Annotated in this window: 16 protein-coding genes; 12 read left to right on the forward strand and 4 right to left on the reverse strand. The window is 54.6% G+C overall.

Translation table 11 applies throughout. The features are described 5' to 3' along the window. Nucleotides 1-48 precede the first annotated feature (48 nt). The 10 genes from HY913_05545 (at nt 49) to HY913_05590 (ending at nt 12601) form a co-directional block, all read left to right on the forward strand. Complete coding sequence (locus tag HY913_05545; GenBank protein ID MBI4962724.1) at nt 49-567, forward strand: response regulator; 519 nt, start codon at nt 49-51, stop codon at nt 565-567. Between the two features lie 315 nt (nt 568-882). Further along, complete coding sequence (locus tag HY913_05550) at nt 883-2481, forward strand: PAS domain S-box protein (protein MBI4962725.1); 1599 nt, start codon at nt 883-885, stop codon at nt 2479-2481. Then, nucleotides 2469-3842, forward strand: coding sequence for a sigma-54-dependent Fis family transcriptional regulator (locus HY913_05555; GenBank protein MBI4962726.1), 1374 nt, complete (start codon nt 2469-2471; stop codon nt 3840-3842). The genes HY913_05550 and HY913_05555 overlap by 13 nt, the downstream gene beginning before the upstream one ends. 378 nt (nt 3843-4220) lie before the next feature. Continuing rightward, nucleotides 4221-5462 carry an ABC transporter substrate-binding protein gene (locus HY913_05560; GenBank protein MBI4962727.1) on the forward strand — a complete coding sequence of 414 codons (1242 nt, stop codon included), beginning with the start codon at nt 4221-4223 and terminating at the stop codon, nt 5460-5462. A 602-nt stretch (nt 5463-6064) separates the two neighbouring features. Next, nucleotides 6065-7342 carry an ABC transporter substrate-binding protein gene (locus HY913_05565; protein ID MBI4962728.1) on the forward strand — a complete coding sequence of 426 codons (1278 nt, stop codon included), beginning with the start codon at nt 6065-6067 and terminating at the stop codon, nt 7340-7342. Nucleotides 7343-7437: 95 nt separating this feature from the next. After that, complete coding sequence (locus tag HY913_05570; GenBank protein ID MBI4962729.1) at nt 7438-8304, forward strand: branched-chain amino acid ABC transporter permease; 867 nt, start codon at nt 7438-7440, stop codon at nt 8302-8304. Between the two features lie 2 nt (nt 8305-8306). Further along, complete coding sequence (locus HY913_05575) at nt 8307-9329, forward strand: branched-chain amino acid ABC transporter permease (protein MBI4962730.1); 1023 nt, start codon at nt 8307-8309, stop codon at nt 9327-9329. Nucleotides 9330-9408: 79 nt separating this feature from the next. Next, entirely contained in the window at nt 9409-10188 is a 780-nt protein-coding gene (locus HY913_05580) for an ATP-binding cassette domain-containing protein (protein MBI4962731.1), read from the forward strand. Next, nucleotides 10181-10927, forward strand: a complete 747-nt coding sequence (locus HY913_05585; protein ID MBI4962732.1) for an ATP-binding cassette domain-containing protein — start codon at nt 10181-10183, stop codon at nt 10925-10927. The genes HY913_05580 and HY913_05585 overlap by 8 nt, the downstream gene beginning before the upstream one ends. A gap of 24 nt (nt 10928-10951) precedes the next feature. Then, nucleotides 10952-12601, forward strand: coding sequence for an AMP-binding protein (locus HY913_05590; protein MBI4962733.1), 1650 nt, complete (start codon nt 10952-10954; stop codon nt 12599-12601). A 9-nt stretch (nt 12602-12610) separates the two neighbouring features. Here the strand turns inward: HY913_05590 and HY913_05595 are convergent, their stop codons facing one another. Then, nucleotides 12611-13432, reverse strand: coding sequence for an amidohydrolase (locus HY913_05595; protein MBI4962734.1), 822 nt, complete (start codon nt 13430-13432; stop codon nt 12611-12613). 400 nt (nt 13433-13832) lie between these two features. Then, a complete protein-coding gene (locus HY913_05600; GenBank protein ID MBI4962735.1) occupies nt 13833-15098 on the reverse strand; it encodes a cupin domain-containing protein in 1266 nt (421 codons plus the stop codon). Between the two features lie 241 nt (nt 15099-15339). Between HY913_05600 and HY913_05605 the strand changes: the two genes are divergently transcribed. Both HY913_05605 and HY913_05610 read left to right on the forward strand, forming a co-directional pair. Further along, complete coding sequence (locus tag HY913_05605; protein ID MBI4962736.1) at nt 15340-16284, forward strand: SH3 domain-containing protein; 945 nt, start codon at nt 15340-15342, stop codon at nt 16282-16284. Nucleotides 16285-16482: 198 nt separating this feature from the next. Then, complete coding sequence (locus HY913_05610) at nt 16483-16980, forward strand: nitroreductase family protein (protein MBI4962737.1); 498 nt, start codon at nt 16483-16485, stop codon at nt 16978-16980. Between the two features lie 29 nt (nt 16981-17009). On the opposite strand, the gene HY913_05615 is transcribed toward HY913_05610, so the two are convergent. Beyond that, entirely contained in the window at nt 17010-18380 is a 1371-nt protein-coding gene (locus HY913_05615) for a hypothetical protein (GenBank protein ID MBI4962738.1), read from the reverse strand. Between the two features lie 114 nt (nt 18381-18494). Then, nucleotides 18495-18800: a hypothetical protein gene (locus tag HY913_05620; GenBank protein MBI4962739.1), complete on the reverse strand. Its 306-nt coding sequence runs from the start codon at nt 18798-18800 to the stop codon at nt 18495-18497. Nucleotides 18801-18822 lie beyond the last annotated feature (22 nt).

The following is an 18822-nucleotide window of genomic DNA, read 5'->3' on the forward strand; positions in this document are numbered from 1 at the left end:
GCCTATGCTTAGCTATAAGCTTGTAATCTAAAGATCAGGGGGTTCGCTATGGGGAAAAGCGTCTTGGCAGGCAAGCGAATGCTGGCCGTGGATGACGAGCCTGACATTCTGGATATCCTCCGCGAGGAACTCGATAAGCACGGCGTCGCGCTCGACACAGCCACCACCTATGAAGAAGGCCTGCAGCGAATGCACTCTTACACCTACGATCTTGCCCTCCTGGACATCATGGGGGTGCGAGGCTTCGATCTGCTGGCATTCGCGACCTCGAAAGAACTGCCCGTGGTGATGCTTACAGCTCATGCATTGAACCCCGAGTCCCTCAAACGGTCTATTGAACTGGGCGCCAGAGCCTACGTGCCCAAAGATGAGATAGACAACATAACGCCTTTTCTCGAAGACGTTCTGACCCTTAGCTATCGTTCCGCGTGGAAATCTCTGTTTTCCAAGCTAGGACACTTCTTCGGAGCAAGATTCGGCCCTGAGTGGAGAAAGTCCGAGGAAGAATTCTGGGATAAGTTCGAAAAAGACCTGGAAGTTAGCGAATCAACCATTATTGAATCATAATGCAATCCCGCTGCTCCGCGCATGGCTCCCAACGGGTGGTCATGCAACTTTCTTGATGAAGCGGCTTCACTGCAATGGTGGGCGAGAACCGGCAATCTGAGGTCCTCAAGCTAGTCGCGCGGGCGGGTCCTCATAATGATCCGTCGCGGAATCGTGGCTCATATGGAAGACAACGGCCTGGGAGGTTGCCGACAACTCCCGGTCGCTCGTCAAAGAGATTTTCTGTCACCTGCTCGTTCCGAACTAAAAGAAGCTCGAGAACCTTTCTCGTCCCAAGCATGGCCCGGTCTATTCGGGGCTTGAACAAAGATCGTCATGCCTAACCCAAAGCCTATTCTGAGAGCAGGGTCAGAAAACGAAGAACAGACACATCCGCGTATCGCGAGTTGTGCTCCAGCACCCAAGTCTCTCCTCCGATGGCTCCAGAAGGAGAGAGTCCAGATAATCGAAGAGTGGGTCGACACACTTCATAAACTGTCTCCCTCGTACGCGAGACGCCCGCGGGAAGAGCTTCTCGGCACCGTGACCGACGCCCTGGAGGCGGATTTAGAGTTCCTTTCTTTCAACCGGCTCACCCGCATGGAACGCTTCATCGACTTAATCACGGCAAAACGTTTATCAGCCGGGTTTCCATTGTCCGATGTTCAGAGGGCATTTGAGTTGTTCAGGTCAATTGTAACGAGAAGGCTCTTGGCTGAAGGACGGCTCAAGTTGTTGGCGCAGTCGATAGAAGGTATCAATGCCTGTCTCTCTCACACGATCCATCGTTTTTCCGATCACTTTCAGCACATGCACGAGCGTGCAATCAGACAACACGCGGAGGATCTCGAACAGGAAATAGGCGTTCGCACAGCCGAACTTGCCGCGAGTGAGCGGAGATATAAGACGCTGGTGGAAGAGATCAACGATGGGTATTTCGTCATACAGAACGATCGCATAGTGTTTGCGAATAAGGCCTTTTGTCGCATGCACGGCACCACTCAAGGCAGAGTGGTGGGTCAGCCGTTTTTGCGATTTGTAGCTCCTGAATGGCGCGAACGGATAAGCACCGAGTATCTGGACCCGCGAGCCGGCAAAGCCGCGACAAGTACTATCGAATACATTCGTCTGGGTTGTGATCCTGAAAGAGGGGCTACTGAGATTAAGGCGAAGACCGTGGACATGGGTCAAGGACTGGCAACCATTGGGGTGTGCAGGGACATCAGCGAACGGGTAGATATGGAACGGAAGGTCCGTGAAAATGAGCGATTGGCCTATGTCGGCCACCTGGCCGCGTCACTGTCCCATGAGATAAGAAATCCGCTCTCTTCCATCAACATGAATCTACAGATTTTGAGCGGCACCTTACATCTGGACGGTTTTGATCAGCGACGTCTGGACATCACTGTTCGAGAGGTGTCCCGGCTGGAAAACATCCTTCGACAATTGCTCGATCTATCTCGGCCTGTGAGCATAGAATTGGGTGTCGTTGATGTGCACGAACTCGTGCAGGGTTGCGTGGACCTTGTGGAGCCTAAGATTTCGGAAAAACGCTTGAAAATAGTTCAGCGCTATGCGCGGCTTCTTCCCCCATGCACATTGGATGCAAAGAAGCTGCAGCAGGCTTTGCTGAATTTGATGCTCAATGCAATTGAAGTCACCGGCGAGGGCAGTGGCATACTCGTTTTCGCAAAACGTATTCGTGTTGGCGGAAATAAATATCTGGAAATCGGTGTCAGAGACAGCGGCCCCGGAATTGACCCTTCCGCGATCCCGCGTTTATTTGATCCATTTTACACTACAAAGGCTCAGGGAAGCGGCCTTGGACTTAGCAATGTGAAGAGAATCGTGGAAGCTCATCAAGGTAGTGTTGAGGTTCGCAACCACAACGGATCTGGAGCCACTTTTGTCATGAGGTTGCCATGGGGAGCATGAACAGAGTGCTTGTCATAGATGATGACGCCTCTATTCGCGAATCACTGGAAATGTACCTGCAAGACAAAGGTCTGGCGGTCCGGACGGCTGACACGGGGAATGGCGGCTTCAAGGCTTGCTTAGACTATAATCCTCAAGTTGTCATTTTGGATATTCGCTTACCGGATATTTCCGGTCTTGAGATACTTCGACGCATCGTCGAAATCCGCCCCGATGCGAAAGTAATAATGATAACGGCTTTCCATGATATGGAAAGCTCAATAGAAGCAATGCGATACGGCGCTTATGATTACATTCAGAAACCGCTGAGCGTTCGTGAGTTGGATCGTTCGATAACGAGGAGTCTGCACATTTCCAAGGCCTCCCGCTTGTCTCCGCATCTCGTAGGTGACGACCAGGACCGACTGTTGCGCAAACGTATTGTCGGTAACACGAGAGCGATGCGTTCCATATTCAAATTTATCGGGCTGCTCTCCTGCAACCGCGCCGCAGTGCTGATCGAGGGAGAAACAGGGACCGGCAAGGAACTCCTGGCCAGAGTGCTTCATGAATCTTCGTTGTGGAAGGACAAGCCTTTTGTGACCATCGACTGCACCACCCTGGTGGAGACTTTGTTTGAATCGGAACTCTTCGGACACAAGAAAGGGGCCTTTACGGGGGCTGTCGAATCCAAGAAGGGGAGGATAGAGCTAGCGAGTACAGGAACTATCTTCTTCGACGAAGTGGGCGAGATCCCACTGCCTTTGCAGGCCAAGTTCCTGCGTTTTCTCGAATACGGCGATTTCACCAGAGTAGGAGGAAATCAAACCCGTCAAATCGAAGCACGCATCATTGCCGCAACCAACAGGAATTTGAAAGACCTGGTGCAGCAGGGACGGTTTCGCCAGGACCTTTTTTTCAGGCTGAAAGTTATCACTATCCAGGTGCCGCCACTCCGCGAGAGAATGGATGATCTGCCGGAACTGGTTCGATTTTTCATGGCAAAAATTAACCAGGACTTGCGAACCAAGGTTGCCAAGGTGGAAAAACAGGCCATAGACATTCTCAAAGCTCACTCGTGGCCGGGCAATGTGAGAGAACTCAAGAATGTGCTGACCAAAGCGGTGCTGGAATCCAGAGGAACAGTCCTGCTGGCGGATGCTGTTGAGATGGCCCTTGAAGGATCGTCAGTGGAAGTACTTGATAATTCCGGACTGCGCACCTTGGAACAGGTGCAAAGTGATTATGTTCGCATGGCTTTTGCCAGATGCGGTGGAAATGTCACCGTCACGGCGAAGGCATTGGGGATTTCGAGGCCGACGCTGCGAAGATGGCTCAACCAATGCGGGATCAATTCCGATGTCGACCGACTTCGTGTCTAAACTGGAAAGAATCTTTCCACTTACTGCAAACAAATTTGTCACTTATTTACGCCTAAGTGCTCCATCGTTATTGGGCGAATTGTCTTCTGAGTGAGGTCACGTCTCACCATGCTGCACCGGCTATGAGATTGGCACAACACTTGCTCTTTCGCTGTCCTGTGGGGAAGGTATTGGGGAGTAGTACGGCCTCCGGTCATCTGCTCCGGTTACACCGGCACGCAGCGAAGGCCACCGGTCGCTGTCAAACGAATGACGGAATGACGATCATGTGTCGCACAGCGACGAGTACGAATGTGCGGTTCAAACTTCCCCCGATGCTCAGAAAAGGACTTGCACCAGTGTAAGAGATCTCAGGCAAGTAAGCATGAAGGGACAACGATGAAAGCACTAACGCGAATTGGGGTTTGTTTAGTGTTTGTGACCATGTTGCTCTCCTTGACCTGTGTTTGCGCTGCGACTTGGGCTTCAGAACCCTTCAAAATAGGCCACTGTGTTTCGTTGTCCGGGGTTTATGCTGCTCTGGGCGGGGATCTAAGGGATGGCCTGAACCTTTACATGGAGCAAGTTGGTCACAAGGCCGGTGGTCGTGATATAGAGGTTTTGGTAAAAAATATCGGCAGTAACCAGGTGAGCCTGGCGTTGGACACTGCTCACGAACTCATAGACAAGCACAAGATAGACGTTTTGTCCGGAGTAGTAGATTCCGGATGCGCGTACGCGGTTGCTAAACTTACCGCAGAGCGTCAGATACCCTTTGTCATATCCAATGCCGGAGCCGACGATCTGACGCAGAGAAGGGCGAGCCCTTTCATTATTCGCGTTTCCTTCGGAAGCAGCGCGGGTTCCCATCCCCTGGGGGAGTGGGCATATAACCAGGGCTTTCGTAACGCCGCGGCCGTGGGCGCCGACAACGCGGCGGGTTACGAGCAAGTTGGAGGTATGTGCAGAACTTTCACAAAACTGGGCGGGAAAATAGTTCAAGAGATTTGGACTCGTCTGGGCACTCAGGATTTCCAGCCGTTCCTTGCCCAAATCAATCGCGACGCCGAGGTGTTGCTGGTATTTCTTGCCGGCGGTGATGCACAGAGATTTGTTAAACAATATGCCGAATCCGGACTGAAGCAAAAGATTGCCGTTGTCAGTAAGGGGTTTCTGGTGGATGAGAATATATTGTCCAAACAGGGTCCGGCGGCTGAGGGTATCGTTTCCGAGTCACACTGGTGTTTCCTCCTTGATACCCCGGAAAACACTCAATTCAAAGCAGCTTACGCGAAGAAGTACGGACACCCTCCCACTCTGTATTCGGAACAAGGGTATGTTACCGGAATGGCAATAGTGGAAGCACTGAAGAAAACTGAAGGCCAACTGAGCGGCAGGGATTTGGTCCAAGCCATGCGGTCCTTGGAACTGAAAGCCCCTCGCGGAATCATACGATTCGATGAATATGGTGCGCCCGTCCAGAACTACTACATTCGTAGGGTAGGAATCACGGATGGTCGGTGGCAAAATGTAATCGAAAAGACGTATCCGTCTCTCAGCCAGTTCTGGACCTGGAGCCCTGAAGAATTTATGGCCATGCCGAGCTACGCGGACATGAAGGGTAAGTGGGCTAGCAAGTGAACCGCAGAGCGAAAGAGGCTCTTATCATGGCTGTCACACCCTGCATTTTCATGCGACTGTTTCATTTCATGTAGTCATCGATGTCGACCACGGAAGGGAGACGCGTTGCAAGTCCTGGAAATACAACACCGTAATCATTCAGTTACGCGGGGGAATTTGCCATTCTCTGTCATTGCGAGGAGTGAAACGACGAAGCAATCTCAGCGCTTGAAAGCAGAGATTGCTTGGCTTCGCTCGCAATGACAATCTCTCGCCGCTAATAACTGAACGCTTAGACAACGCCGAAGATTGTCCTTGACTGAGGGAATAATTGAGGGGTACGCTCAAGAATGGACCAAAAATCCGTTTACCCCGAAATTTCCATGCCACCCCTTACGTCAGGCACACCGTCGGAGGCGAATCGAGGCTTAGTTTGGGTTCGAAAAACCATCGGATGAGTGGTCAGGGACACTGCGCCGGCTGCCGTGGTGGCCGCATAATCCCAGTTCTGAGGCAACGACCGAGGTCGGCGTTTGTATAAGCGGTCTCTTGGGTATTGAGATTTGTCTGGAGAGTTCTTAACCAACATCGCGAAACAAAAGCGAGCAAAGGGGAGTTATCAGATGCGTACCAAAGCAAGGCTACTCTACTGTGTGCTTGTCGTCCTGGCGTTCCTGGTTGTCCCTCTCACAGTTGCGGCGGCGGAACAGCCCATCCTCCTCGGCTGTCCTCTTGCCACTGCATTCCTTTACGGCTGGGACTCTGAGCGGGCTATCAAACTTGCAGTTGACGAGATCAACGCCGCCGGCGGGGTCAAAGTGGGAGACAAAAAACAGCCCTTCGCTGTAGAGGTGATCGACACTAGGGACCTTGAGGCGGCCGTCCCGGTGAGCGAGGCCCTCCTCGCAGTTGAGAAGCTCATTTTGGAGAAAAAGGTGAACTTCCTCGTCGGGGGCCCGGTGCGCTCTGAGGCAGCGCTTGCTGTCATGCCGCTGCTCGTCAAACACAAGATGATCTCCATCCTTACCACCGGAGCGCTCACACCCAAATACAACGAAATAATCGCCGCTAACCCGGACAAGTTTAAGTACTGCTTCCGCATCTCCGGTGAGGCGAAATGGATGGTCATGGGCGAACTGGTTCCGTGCCTCGAAGAAATCGGCAAGAAGTTCAACCTCAATAGGCTCATGATCATGGTTCAAGATGTCGCCCACGCACGTGCCGGGGGTGACATTCTGAAAAAAGTCATGTCAGGCAAAGGGTGGCAGGTGCTTGGAGACCCGGTCGTCTACCCGACGGGGACAACCGATTATTCCATGGGGCTACTCGAGGCCAAGAAACAGAATGCACAGGTCATCATTATCTGGATGGACATGCCTGAGTCAGCGATACTGCTCAAGCAGTGGCATGACATGAAGATTCCTGCACTGCCGTTCGGAACAATCATAGCAGCGGCAGAGCAGCCCGGCTTTTGGAAGGCAACTGAGGGCAAGGGAGAGTTCTGCCTGGCCAACGTGGTCAATGCGGGAAATGCTCCGAGCAACGCCACTCCCTGGACCCAGAAGTTCGTCGACGCTTACAAGGCAAAATATGGCCTTGAGCCGGAAGGATACGGGACCTCGTCAAGCTACATGTCGGTCTACGTCTTGAAAGACGCGATCGAACGGGCTGGGACCCTCGACCCGGACAAAGTTGCCGACGCCATCTTGAAGACCGATATAATGGGTGTTTACGGGCGCATCCGATTCGACCCAAAGACCCACCAGGTTATACCGAGCGTCGACCCGAACGAAGGAGCCGTTGGGACGATCTTCCAGTGGCAGGCTGGGAAGAGAGTTGTGGTTTTTCCTCCGAAGATAGCAGTGGGTGAGATCCTCCTCCCGCCCTGGATGAAAAAGTAACTTAACCGCGTAACCGCCTTTTGTATGATTTCGTTAACGGAGGGAGGGGTCCGCCTCCCTCTGTCCGCCCCTTTTGTCGGATTGAGGCCAGTTTCATGGACATACTCATCTATGGCATCATTAACAGCGTTGCACTGGTTCTAATGGCCCTCGGGTTCACGCTCGTGTATGGGGTGAGCCGTCTGCCAAACTTCGCGCACGGTGCTCTATACGTGCTCACGGGATACATAACGTGGCTGCTCCTGAACCGGGTGGGGCTGAACTATCCGCTCTCCATGGTGATTGCACTGGCTATCACCGGCCTGATAGGCGCGGGGATGTACCACTTCATCTTGGTGCGGGTTCGGGGCATGGCAATTTCGGAGATCATCGCGTCGTATGCAATCGGCCTGGCAATCCTTGAGGGGTTGCGCTGGGGCGGGCTCAAGGGTGGGACGTTCACACTACCTCCGTTCGTGGAAGGGAGTGTGCTGTTGTTTGGTGTGTCGGTCGACTACCAACGGATCATAGTGGTGGTGGCTGGAGTGGCGCTGGTTGGCCTCCTATTGCTTTTTGTGAGCGGGACAAAACTGGGGCTTGCTCTCAAAGGAATGGCTCAGGATGAGCAGGCCGCGATGACCCTCGGGATCGACTCAGACCGGATGGCTGTTGTGGCAATGGCCGTAGGGTCTGTGCTGGCCGGAGCCGCCGCGCTCGTACTGCTACCGTTGGCGAGCATCATTGTGGAAACGGGGTACAATGTGCTTGTCATGGCCGTGGCAGTATGCATCGTGGGAGGGCTCGGCAGCTGGAACGGGGCAATATTGGCGGCGTTCCTCATCGGGTTTGCGCAGATCCTGACAGTGGTGTTTCTCGGGGCGCACTATCAGATCGCAGTTGCACTCATAGCGATCATTTTCACACTGATCATAAGGCCCAGCGGGCTGTTCGGGCGACAGAAGGAACTTGAGGAGAGGGTGTGAGCATGGCCGACGAAACGCAGGACCGCCGCAAGGAGCGGCTGGATAGAGGGATCAAAGTGCGAACGGACGGCGTGTATGCGATATCCTCGTGGGTGGAAATCACGTACCTCATCCTCCCGAGGCTGGCGCTAATCGTAGGGCTTCTTGTTTTGCCGCTCGTCCTGACGCGCTTTCCGTACTGGCAGCGGGTCGTCTCGATCATTGGCATATATGCGCTTCTGGCTATCGGGTTCGATTTCCTGGCCAATTACGTGGGTTTGGTTTCGCTGGGTGGAGGCCTCTACATCGGGGTGGGCGCGTACATCGCGGCGCTTCTGAATTCGCACTTCGGGTTGCCGATTTACGTCACCGTGCCGGTGGCGACGGTTCTTGGAGGCGCCCTGTGCGCTGCGATTCTGTGGCCCTGTCTACCGCTTCGAGGGGTCTATTTCGCGATCGTGAGCCTGATGTATCCTCTCCTGGCCGGCAGGGTCATCGAAGCGTTGAATATATTCGGCGGCACGGACGGGATCATAGGATTGGACGGATTTTCCAGCGGGTGGGTCGAGCAGTACCTCCTGATCGCGTGTGTCCTTGTGGTCCTATTCTTGCTCCGTCGGATGGTGACCGAAGACGTAGGGCTGGTCTTCCGAGGAGTGAAGGACAACGATCAGGCGGTGAAAGCGTCGGCGATCAACATCACCACGTACAAGGCGCTGGGGGTATTTATCGCTGCGGCTCTGGGGTGTCTGGGTGGCGCATTTCTGGCCCACATATACATGTGGGCGGGGATTTCGCAGTTCGCTCTCGATTTCTCGATCATTCCCATTGCGGCCACAGTTGTGGGAGGTGGCGGCACGCTGGTGGGGGCTGTGATTGGGTGCGTGATCCTTGTGCCCATAAGCGAAGCGCTACGCGATTTCGGCACGCTGCGCATCGCTGTGTACGCTCTGATCCTCACCGGTTTTATCGTGTTCAAGAGCGAAGGGATCATGACCTACATCACGCGGAAATACGAACAGACAGAGCGTTGGGTGGAGATTTGAGGTAACCGTTTACCGAGACAGTTTCAACTCCTGAGAATCACGATTAAGATTTGAGAGGCACATTGAAGGTGGTTCAATTATGAGCGGGGAAACACTCCTACGCGTCGAGAACGTGAGTAAGGCCTTCGGCGGTGTGCTGGCACTGTCGGCAGTGGACCTGGACGTACACCGGGGCGACATCGTCGGCATCATCGGCCCGAACGGTTCTGGCAAGACCACGCTTGTCAACGCCATTACCGGATTCATCAAGGTGGACCACGGACGGGTCTCGTTCAAGGGCCAGGAGATCACCAACTGGAAGCCCCACAAGATAGCTGACCTGGGACTCACCCGTACGTTCCAGGTGATGCGGCCTTATTATAGCCTCCCCGCGTTCAAGAACCTTATTGTGCCACTTTTTTCGCGCAGGGCCCGCCGCACGGGCGGCTGGCGCGGCGGTGGCAAGATGGGCAGCCGAGACACAGTCGCTGTTGACATTCTTGAGGAAATCGGCTTTGAACGCGATTCGTACGTCCCCTACAAGGTGGCGTCGTCGCTGCCCACCGGGTACTTGAAACGCCTGGAACTTGCACGCTGCCTGGCCCTGCGGCCAGAGGTGGTGATCTGCGACGAGGTTTTCTCCGGACTGAGCATGAGCGAGATGGCCAGCATGGTTCCGCTTATCGAGAAGCTCCAAATGGAGGGCATCACGCTCATCATGGTGGAACACCGCCTCAGGGAATTGTTTCGCCTGGCCAACCGGGTGGTGGTCCTCAACTTTGGCTGCAAGATCGCGGAGGGGACTGCCGAGGAGGTGATGGCCTACAAAGAGGTAAAAGAGGCCTACTTCGGATCGGAGGAGGTTCTCGCCTATGTTTGAAGCCAGAGGTCTAATGGTGTTCTATGAGAACATGCTGGCACTCAACAACGTCAGCCTCGGCTGCGGCGACAACAATATCGTCGGAGTGTTCGGGGCAAACAGCGCTGGTAAGTCCACGCTCATGTACGCGCTCTCAGGCCTGATTTTGGACACTCAGAAAAAAGAAGAGATGGCCGGTGGGGAACGGATCACCGTGCGAGGTGAAGTCCTCTTTCAAGGCCGCTCCATGAGGTCCATGAAGCCGTCGGATCGCGCGCGGCACGGGATCATCTTGTGCCCGGAGCGCCGCCGAATTTTCGTGGAAAGCACGGTCCTGGAGAACCTCAAGATTGGGGGGTACCTGGCGACTGCCCGCCAAACCGCGGACACCATCGAGTACGTCTTCACCATCTTTCCCGCGCTCAAGCGTCTGACTAAGCGGCTTGGCGGTTTTCTCAGCGGCGGAGAGCAGCAGATGCTGGCCATCGGCCGGGCCCTCATGGCGCAACCAAAGCTGCTGCTCCTCGATGAGCCGCTGCTAGGCCTCAGCCCTGTGGTACAGTATCTCCTGTCGAAAGCTATAAAGGAAATCCGCGACCAACGGAACATTTCCATCATCGTTTCGGAGCAGTACGCCAGGCCGATCATGCCGATAATAGAATACGGCTACATCCTGGAAAACGGCTCAGCGGTGGTGGAAGGAACCAACCAGGAACTAATGGATAACCCGGACGTGAAAGCGGCCTACTTCGGGTCGTGATTCTACGTCACGGTGGAGGCGTCATTGGATCCGGAATATACGTTCACCCGCTTTGAGCGAGCATGCGAGAAATTCCCCGAAAATACCGCGGTGGTGTTCCTGGGCGACCGGTTCAGCTACCGGCAACTGAAAGAAATGGTGGACCGTTTCGCCACAGGCTTGGCCGCGTTGGGGGTCGGTAAGGGAGATCGCGTCCTCATCTATCTGTCCAACTCAGTCCAGTACATTATCGCGTTCTTGGCGGCCCAAAAGATTGGAGCCGCGGTTGTGCTCGTGTCGCCGATTTATACGTCTCACGAACTCGAGTACATGATTAACGACTCAGGCGCGAAAACTGTCATTTGCCACGACACCAATTACGGTTACGTCAAGGAGATTTTTGGGCGCGTAGCGATCGACCACGTGATTGTGACCAATCTCCTGGACCTGATCTCTTGGCCGAAGCGGTGGCTGGCCTTCCTGCTCGACAAGGTCCCACATGGGAAGGTGCGCGGCGGCCCTGAGACCGTTCAGTTCCGCAAACTCCTCGATCAGCCGCCAAATCCGCCTCACGTTGAGATCGATCCGGCCAAGGACCTGTCATACATACTCTATACCGGCGGCACCACCGGATTTCCCAAAGGGGTGCCAGGCAACCACTGGGGTCATACCTCTTACGTGAATGACATCAGCGATCATGTCTTTGCGGGGCACGTTCTCGAGGGTCAAGACGTTTACATTGCAATTAATCCGCTTTTCCACATCATGGCGCTCGGGCTCTTCCTCGCTGTGGGGCTTAACCTCGGCAACACCACGATCCTCATGCCGGTCCCCCAGGTAGATGCCATCTTAATGGCGATCCAGCGTTATCGGGCCCGGTGGATGCTGGGAGTCCCGACCCTGTACCGGATGATTCTGGAAAATGACCGGCAGGCCACGTACGATATCAGTTCACTGCGCTACTGCTACTGTGGCGGAGACGTGCTGCCCCGGGAGGTTCTTGCCCGTTGGAAAGAACGTACCGGAGTAACCATCTTCCAGGTGTACGGCTCCACAGAAGCCGGGCATGTGACTTACTCCCGCCTCGATGCAGGCGATCCGCCGCCGATGTCCATCGGGGTACCGCTGCCCTCTCGTCAGGTTAAGATTGTCGATCCCGACACCCTTGAGCCTGTCCCTGCCGGAGAGCCCGGTGAACTAGTCGTCACCTCCGAATACTCGATGAAAGAGTACCTCAACAAGCCTGGAGAAACCACCGCGTCGTTTATTCCCCTTAAAGACGGGATTTATTACCGCACCGGCGACTACGTGCGTTCGGGAGAGCATGGGCAGATCTACTACGTGGAAAGACGCGCTGATATTCTAAAACACAAGGGCTACCGGGTCTCCGCGTCCGAAGTCGAGTCGGTCCTCCAGGACCATCCTGTGGTGGTGGGAGCATGCGTGGTGGGCGTTCCCGACCCCAAGGTGGGTGAACGTATCAAGGCCATAGTGGTACTCAAGGACGATGCAAAGGGAGTCGGCGCTGCGGAGCTGATCAACTTCTGCTCCGAGCGACTCGCTTCTTACAAGGTACCTTCGTACATCGAATTCCGGGACATGCTTCCCAAATCCAAAGTGGGCAAACTCCTGCGCCGGGAGATCCGGGACGAAGAACGACGCAAGATGGAAAAGGACAAGGCTCCCGCGGTCTGACGACAACGATTATCCGACGCCCAGCAATCGGGCCGCATTGTCCCAAAGGATCGCTTTGACGGTCGATTCGCTTAGAGGCAATGCCTGTATTTGCCTGACTTGTTCAGCTATGGACATGACATTCGGCCAGTCACTTCCGAAGACAAACCGCTCTTGAAACTGCTCCATCTTGGTGAAGATTGTCGGCAACTGCCTCGGCGGTATTCCCGATATGTCAATATGAACATTTTTATGCCGACGGAGCATCCATTCAGCTTCCTTGTACCAGAACGGCCTTCCTCCATGGCACATTACAATTCGAAGGTCAGCGAATTCATCTGCAATGTCGTCCAGTAACAGGGGATTCGCGTATCGGATTCGAGTACCCGGGAAAACCGAAGTTCCTGTATGAAACATTATGGGGATGTTCAAGTCCCTGGCGGCTTCATACGCAGGCAGTATTCTTGGGTCGTCCGGGTAGTATCGGCCGTACGACGGCAGCAGTTTGAGGCCTCGACATCCCAGTTCTTTGACCGCATGCTCCGTTTGGTCCGCGGCGTTCACTTTGGAGTCAATGTCTATGGACCCGAAGGGGATTAGTCTATCGGAACCGTCGCAGAAATCCGCCGTGAATTCACTAGGGGTCACGCCCGTAACGTGAGGCGAATATTCCGAAAGTATCACCGCGTTATCCACTTGTTCGGCAGCCAAGAAATCGCTAAAAACTGCGGGTGTCAGAGCGTCCAGCAGTTCAAGCCGTGCCGCATCCTGTGTTTGCGAATAATATTCGATGAAGCGGGGCGTAAGATGTTCACGACGACCAACATGAATATGAATGTCTAGGACTTTCAACAGTACTTATCTCCCTTCCGTAAGTGGTGGTTCCAGTTTGGCCATGGCGTTCAAGCCGGATGGATTTGAGGACTTCCACGGCTTGGCAAGCATACTACGATGCGAGCGTTCGAGGGGCAAAAGAAATTGTTAAGTGCAATGAAGAAGGTTATGCAAAATGTGCTGTGATGGCGAGGGCATGGACACGGAACGGACCTGCCGCGACCTCAAGTTCTGCAGGACGCGCAAGCGCTGGCTGATCTGAGGCCAATGAGCGATCAAAAATATAATATTAATGTGGGCCGGCAGAGACGCCGGCCCCTACCACAATTTGGTGGCGATCCCGCGGGACGCGCGCCATGCTTACCTGCATAACAGCGCATTGGCATTGCGCCAATCTGCGGCCGGCTCGGGTATCTCCTCACCGGCCTTTCCCACCGGTAGTGATGAATTCCTGTTTTTTAGGCAGCTGGTCGATAACTGCCTTGGGCAAATTGAAGTTGGTCTCCAGGAGATAAGCCGGATTAGTGGTAAGCACCGTACTGAGGCTTATTTCCTGGTACTCGCCACTATTGAAAACGATGAGGACTTCCGCCGGCGCATCACCCACGTTTTCCAGAGCGTGACCGTATCCCATAGGCGCGAAACCTATGTCACCCGCGCTAAGTTCCACTACCTCGGCCAAACCGTGGGACGCGAAGACCGTGAGGCGGATCTTGCCGGAAAGCATGTATTGCCATTCATCCGCGTTCGGGTGCCAGTGAAGTTCGCGGAGAGCGCCCGCGTCGAGATTGAGCAGCGCTCCGGTCATGGTCTTCGAAATGGGGAACTCCTTGGCCGAAGCCAGACGAACCTCGCCGTCAGGGTATTTCCTGAACGGTTTTTGCGAACGGAGCGAATACTTGTGAGTGAGCGGAGGAGCCAGCATCGTTCCCCGCCCGGAGAGAGGAACCACCGGCAATGGCGGCGGCACAGGACCTTGTGCTATGTAAACCTCCTTCTTGGGGAGGTCTGTGAGGGCCGCGACCGGGACGTTGAGATTCTTAGCCACGATTTCTTTGGGCGTTTGGGCCAGCCAGTCCGAGAAGCTGAACGTGGCGAACTCCGAAAAATAGCCGTTGTCAAAGACGAGCAAGAACTTGGCCTCTCCCGGCCCCAGACCAAGGCCCTGAATCGAGTGTGCATGGCCGCGCGGAAAGTACCAGATGTCTCCAGGCCCGAAGTCTGCGATTTCTATGCGGCCCTGCGGATCGACGATAGTCACGCGAACGTTACCTTCGATCACATACGCCCATTCAGCCGCATTGGCATGCCAATGAAGTTCCCGAAGGCCGCCTGGTTTAAGGGTCATGAGCACGCCCGCGATGTTCTTTGACACTGGAAACTCCACGGCTGTGGCCTCTCGCGCAGAGCCTCCCGGCAGCACCCGAGCCGGTTGTTGAATAAGCGGGAAACGGAAGTCGGGCAATGCTGTCGTCTCCTTCCCGCCTGCGCCCGGGGTCTGAGCCGGAGTTGCTTCTCCCGCGGACGAAAACAACAAAGGAGTCGCCAACGCCCCTCCCGCAACCAACGTCAATCCCGTGAGAAAACTTCGCCGGTTGACCGAGTGTTTCACATGCTCCGATGCAGTCTCGTCGTTCCGAGCATTTGATTTTCTTTTCCTCTTGGTCTCTGTGCCTTTATTCATAATTGCATCCCTTCTTCGCTTGTAGCGGTAATTTCGTCACTTCGAGTCGCTGGAAACCACTAATTTAGTTGCCTCCGAGGGCCATTTTGAGAAATTGGATGCGTTCATACGGGGAAGGGATTCATTACCAGGCCCTCGGCATGTATCAAGCCGATATCATGAACGAAGGTCGTTATCAGCCTTGCTTATTCCTCCAAAGGGCTTAATTTTAAAAAATATTGCGCTTAAACGGAGGTGCACTATGAATTTTGCAGCCAAAATCTCATTAGTGCTCGTCGTAACCGTGCCCCTCCTGCTGTTGGGGTATTCGGTCTTCTCGGCTCCTGTTTTTGCAGCCGAGCCTACCGCGCCAGGCGCAGGGGTAGGGCAATCCCAAACGGCCGGCACTAAATCGCTCGATTCCGAGGTGCTTGCCTCGGTCGGCGCTGGAGATATAAATCGTTTGCAAGCGCTCCTGAATCAAGGAGCCAATGTCAATGCGAAGGACGCTAACGGAATTTCGGCCCTTGCCGCCGCCGCATACTTGGGGAATACGGAAGTGGTCAGGGTTCTGCTCAGCTATGGAGCGATAGACAGCGATGGGAGTGCTCTTGGCTTTGCTCAGGCAGGTGGCCACACTCGGGTTTACGAGCTTCTTGCCCAATCGGTACAAACCCGGATGAGCGCTCGGCCCCAAGCCGGTGCAGTGCCTGGGAAAGGCATGGCTGGTGGCCGTTCTATGGACGCTGTGGTGACCTCGGTAGATCGCCCGGACAATTGTCTGAGAATCAGGAGCGGTCCGAACAAGTCTCACCAGTTGGTCGGCTGCGCGGCCCTGGGCGAGAAAATGATGGTTACCGGCATGGTTCGGAACGGCTGGGTTCAGGTCCAGTCACCCGTTCAAGGATGGGTGTTTGGCCGCCAGATTAAGGCTGAAGGTTTGTTCCCGGCCAAAGCTGCAACACGCGGCTCACGTGCTTCCGAGGAATCCGACGATTCGGAGTTTTATGAATGGCCGGAGTCCGAAGAATACGTAGTGAGAGAGCCTGAAATGTACTATTACGAGGGGCCGGATTCGGGTTATTATGTCCAGCCGAGCCCTGGGGTCGTGGTTCCCCCGAGACGGCCATTTAGGCCGGGGGTCGGCGTGGAAGTCGGACCTCTCAGATTCGGAATTGCTCCGGCATTGCCAAGGCCGCTGCCGTAGTCACCGAAGTTTGACCCTCATTCGGCTTTGAGGCCTGTGTTTGAAGTGGTTGGCTACATTTCTTGGAGCGCTGCATGCTATGCTGTGGCGCTCCAATCGTTTGTCTTATGCAAATCGCGCCGCGTGGGCACATTTCCGTGAATCCATGCTAGATTTGGAACGCCATGAATTCTTGAAAGGGGGCAGATGATGGACGCAATGGAAGCCATTCTGACCCGGCGCAGTATCCGGAGTTACACATCCGAGCCTGTGTCCGACGAGGCGGTCGATCAGCTCTTGAAGGCAGCGATGAGTGCGCCCACCGCGGCAAGCCAGCCGTGGCACTTCATCGTCATTCGGGATAGGAGCATACTGGAAAGCATTCCTTCCTTCCATGCCCATGCCGTGATGCTGCGAAGCGCACAGGTGGGCATCGCTGTTTGCGGTGACACCACATGGGGAGAACTGAGAGATCGATGGCCTTTGGATTGTGCGGCTGCAACTGAGAATATGCTTATTTCGGCTAATGCAATGGGTTTGGGGGCCGTGTGGGTCGGGATCTATCCGGTAGCTGAAAGAATTGAAGGGCTACGAAGATTGCTGGGAATCCCGGAACATGTAGTTCCTCTATGCGTGGTTTCCTTGGGCTATGCGCGAGAGAAAAAGGGGCCTGCGAATCGCTTCAGGGAGGATCGAATACATCGTGATCGCTGGTAAGCCGGCAATTGGATACAACGGCGTTCGCCTCAAGAGGGCCTCGCGGAACTAATCTCTCTGAACTCTATGGCAAATTCCGTTCCGCCCGAGCGACGGATCTGAAGGTCCCCCTGAAGCTGCTTCACCAAAGTGTTGACAAGGCGTAAGCCCAGGGTTTGCGCACTCTGAAAATCGAGGTCCGGGGAAAGCCCGACGCCGTTGTCCGAAACGATTAGCTGAAAAGTATTGTCGCTTGAGCCCAACAGGATTCTCACCGTCCCGCTTCTGCCGTCAGGAAACGCGTGCTTCAGGCAATTCGACACAAGCTCGTTGGTTATGAGGCCACAAGGAATAGCAGTATCGACCGACATGGATACAGGCGCGACTTCAGTCGTGAATTGTACCTGGCCGCGGCCGATCCCGAACGAGGAGGGGAGGAGGTTCACAAGGCTTTTTATGTACCCGTTCAAGTCGATCTTGGCCAGATCCTTCGACCGGTACAAAAGTTCATGGATCAGGACCATTGCTTCGAGGCGGTTTTGACTCTCCAAGAACATCAACTTGTAGTGTTCATCGCGAATATGTCTGGACTGAAGCCTCAGTAAGCTCGATATAACCTGAAGGTTGTTCTTGACTCGGTGATGGATTTCGCGAAGGAGCACCACTTTCTCATCTAAAGAGGCCTTCAGAGATTCCTCGGCTTTTTGACGCTCGCCGATCTCCTCCTTGAGACATCTATTGAGTTCGTCACTCGTGGTGTTCTGTAAGATCAGCGAATCGACCAGATCGCTGTTTTCAAAGCCCAGTCGCAACGAATCTGCATGAAGTTGATGCACACTCTTGCCGGTCATCACCAGCACCAGTGCAAACAGAGGAATTACAGTTCCCATAACAACGTGAACATCGTCCCCTTCGTACAGGAATCTCCCGGACAGGGGACACAACTCTGCGAGAACGGTGAGCACGCAAGTGGGCAAACTGGGGGAATAAACTACAGCGGCGGCTGATGCGATCCCGGTCAGAAACAGGGCGATGAGAAATTGATGCACCAGAGAATCTTTAGGGTAAAGGAAGATACCGGCCAAGCCCCAAATCAGTCCCGATGCCACTGTAGTGATGCCAAACCATTTGCCCCATACTGCGGCCGCGTCGCCGACGGGGCGGGCCTTACGGAACCCGGCTATGAGGCCGTAACGCGGTAGTTGGGCCACCGTGTAACAGCCCAACCATGTCAACAAATGCGACCACGGGACAGCTTGCCGGAGAGCAGCAGTCAGGACCACTGCGCTCAAAATCGCGCCGACCAGACCCGGTAAGGACTGGGAATATAGCTGTGAGATTTGTGCAGCACGGATCCTGCTTTCGACGATCGTTGGGCGCCGGTTCTTGTCTCTGTCGCCGAACAGTTTGCGCAATTCCATGGAGCCCCCCTGACGAGTCAGCTCATGACTGACAAATGGTCTCACCAATATCAATTCGCTTTTCCAGCAGTACGCGCGGCCCGCGCCCCCGAAGACAAGGCAAAGCGACCCCGACTAGCCGTGCCATTTCTTGCGGAACCGGAACACCCACTTGGAAAGATAGCCCACTACCAGCAGAAAGATGACAATAGCGGCCAGCAAGATCATATTGTGCGTCCAATCCGAGATCCTGTTTCCCAGAAGTTCCTGCACTTCCACAATTAAGAGAGACCAGGGGCCAATGACTATGAAAAATGCTATCAATCTATCCAGGAATGCTATGGGTTCTTCCTCCGGCTCGGATGCCCCGTGCTCCGTCGGATCGCCGCCGATTCCCGGACTATCTTCCGGGGGAGGGGCCCCGGATTCGGTCTGAGCCATTCTTGAGTCCTTTCAATTTGAC

This window comes from Desulfomonile tiedjei, assembly GCA_016212925.1.
Lineage (GTDB): Bacteria > Desulfobacterota > Desulfomonilia > Desulfomonilales > Desulfomonilaceae > JACRDF01.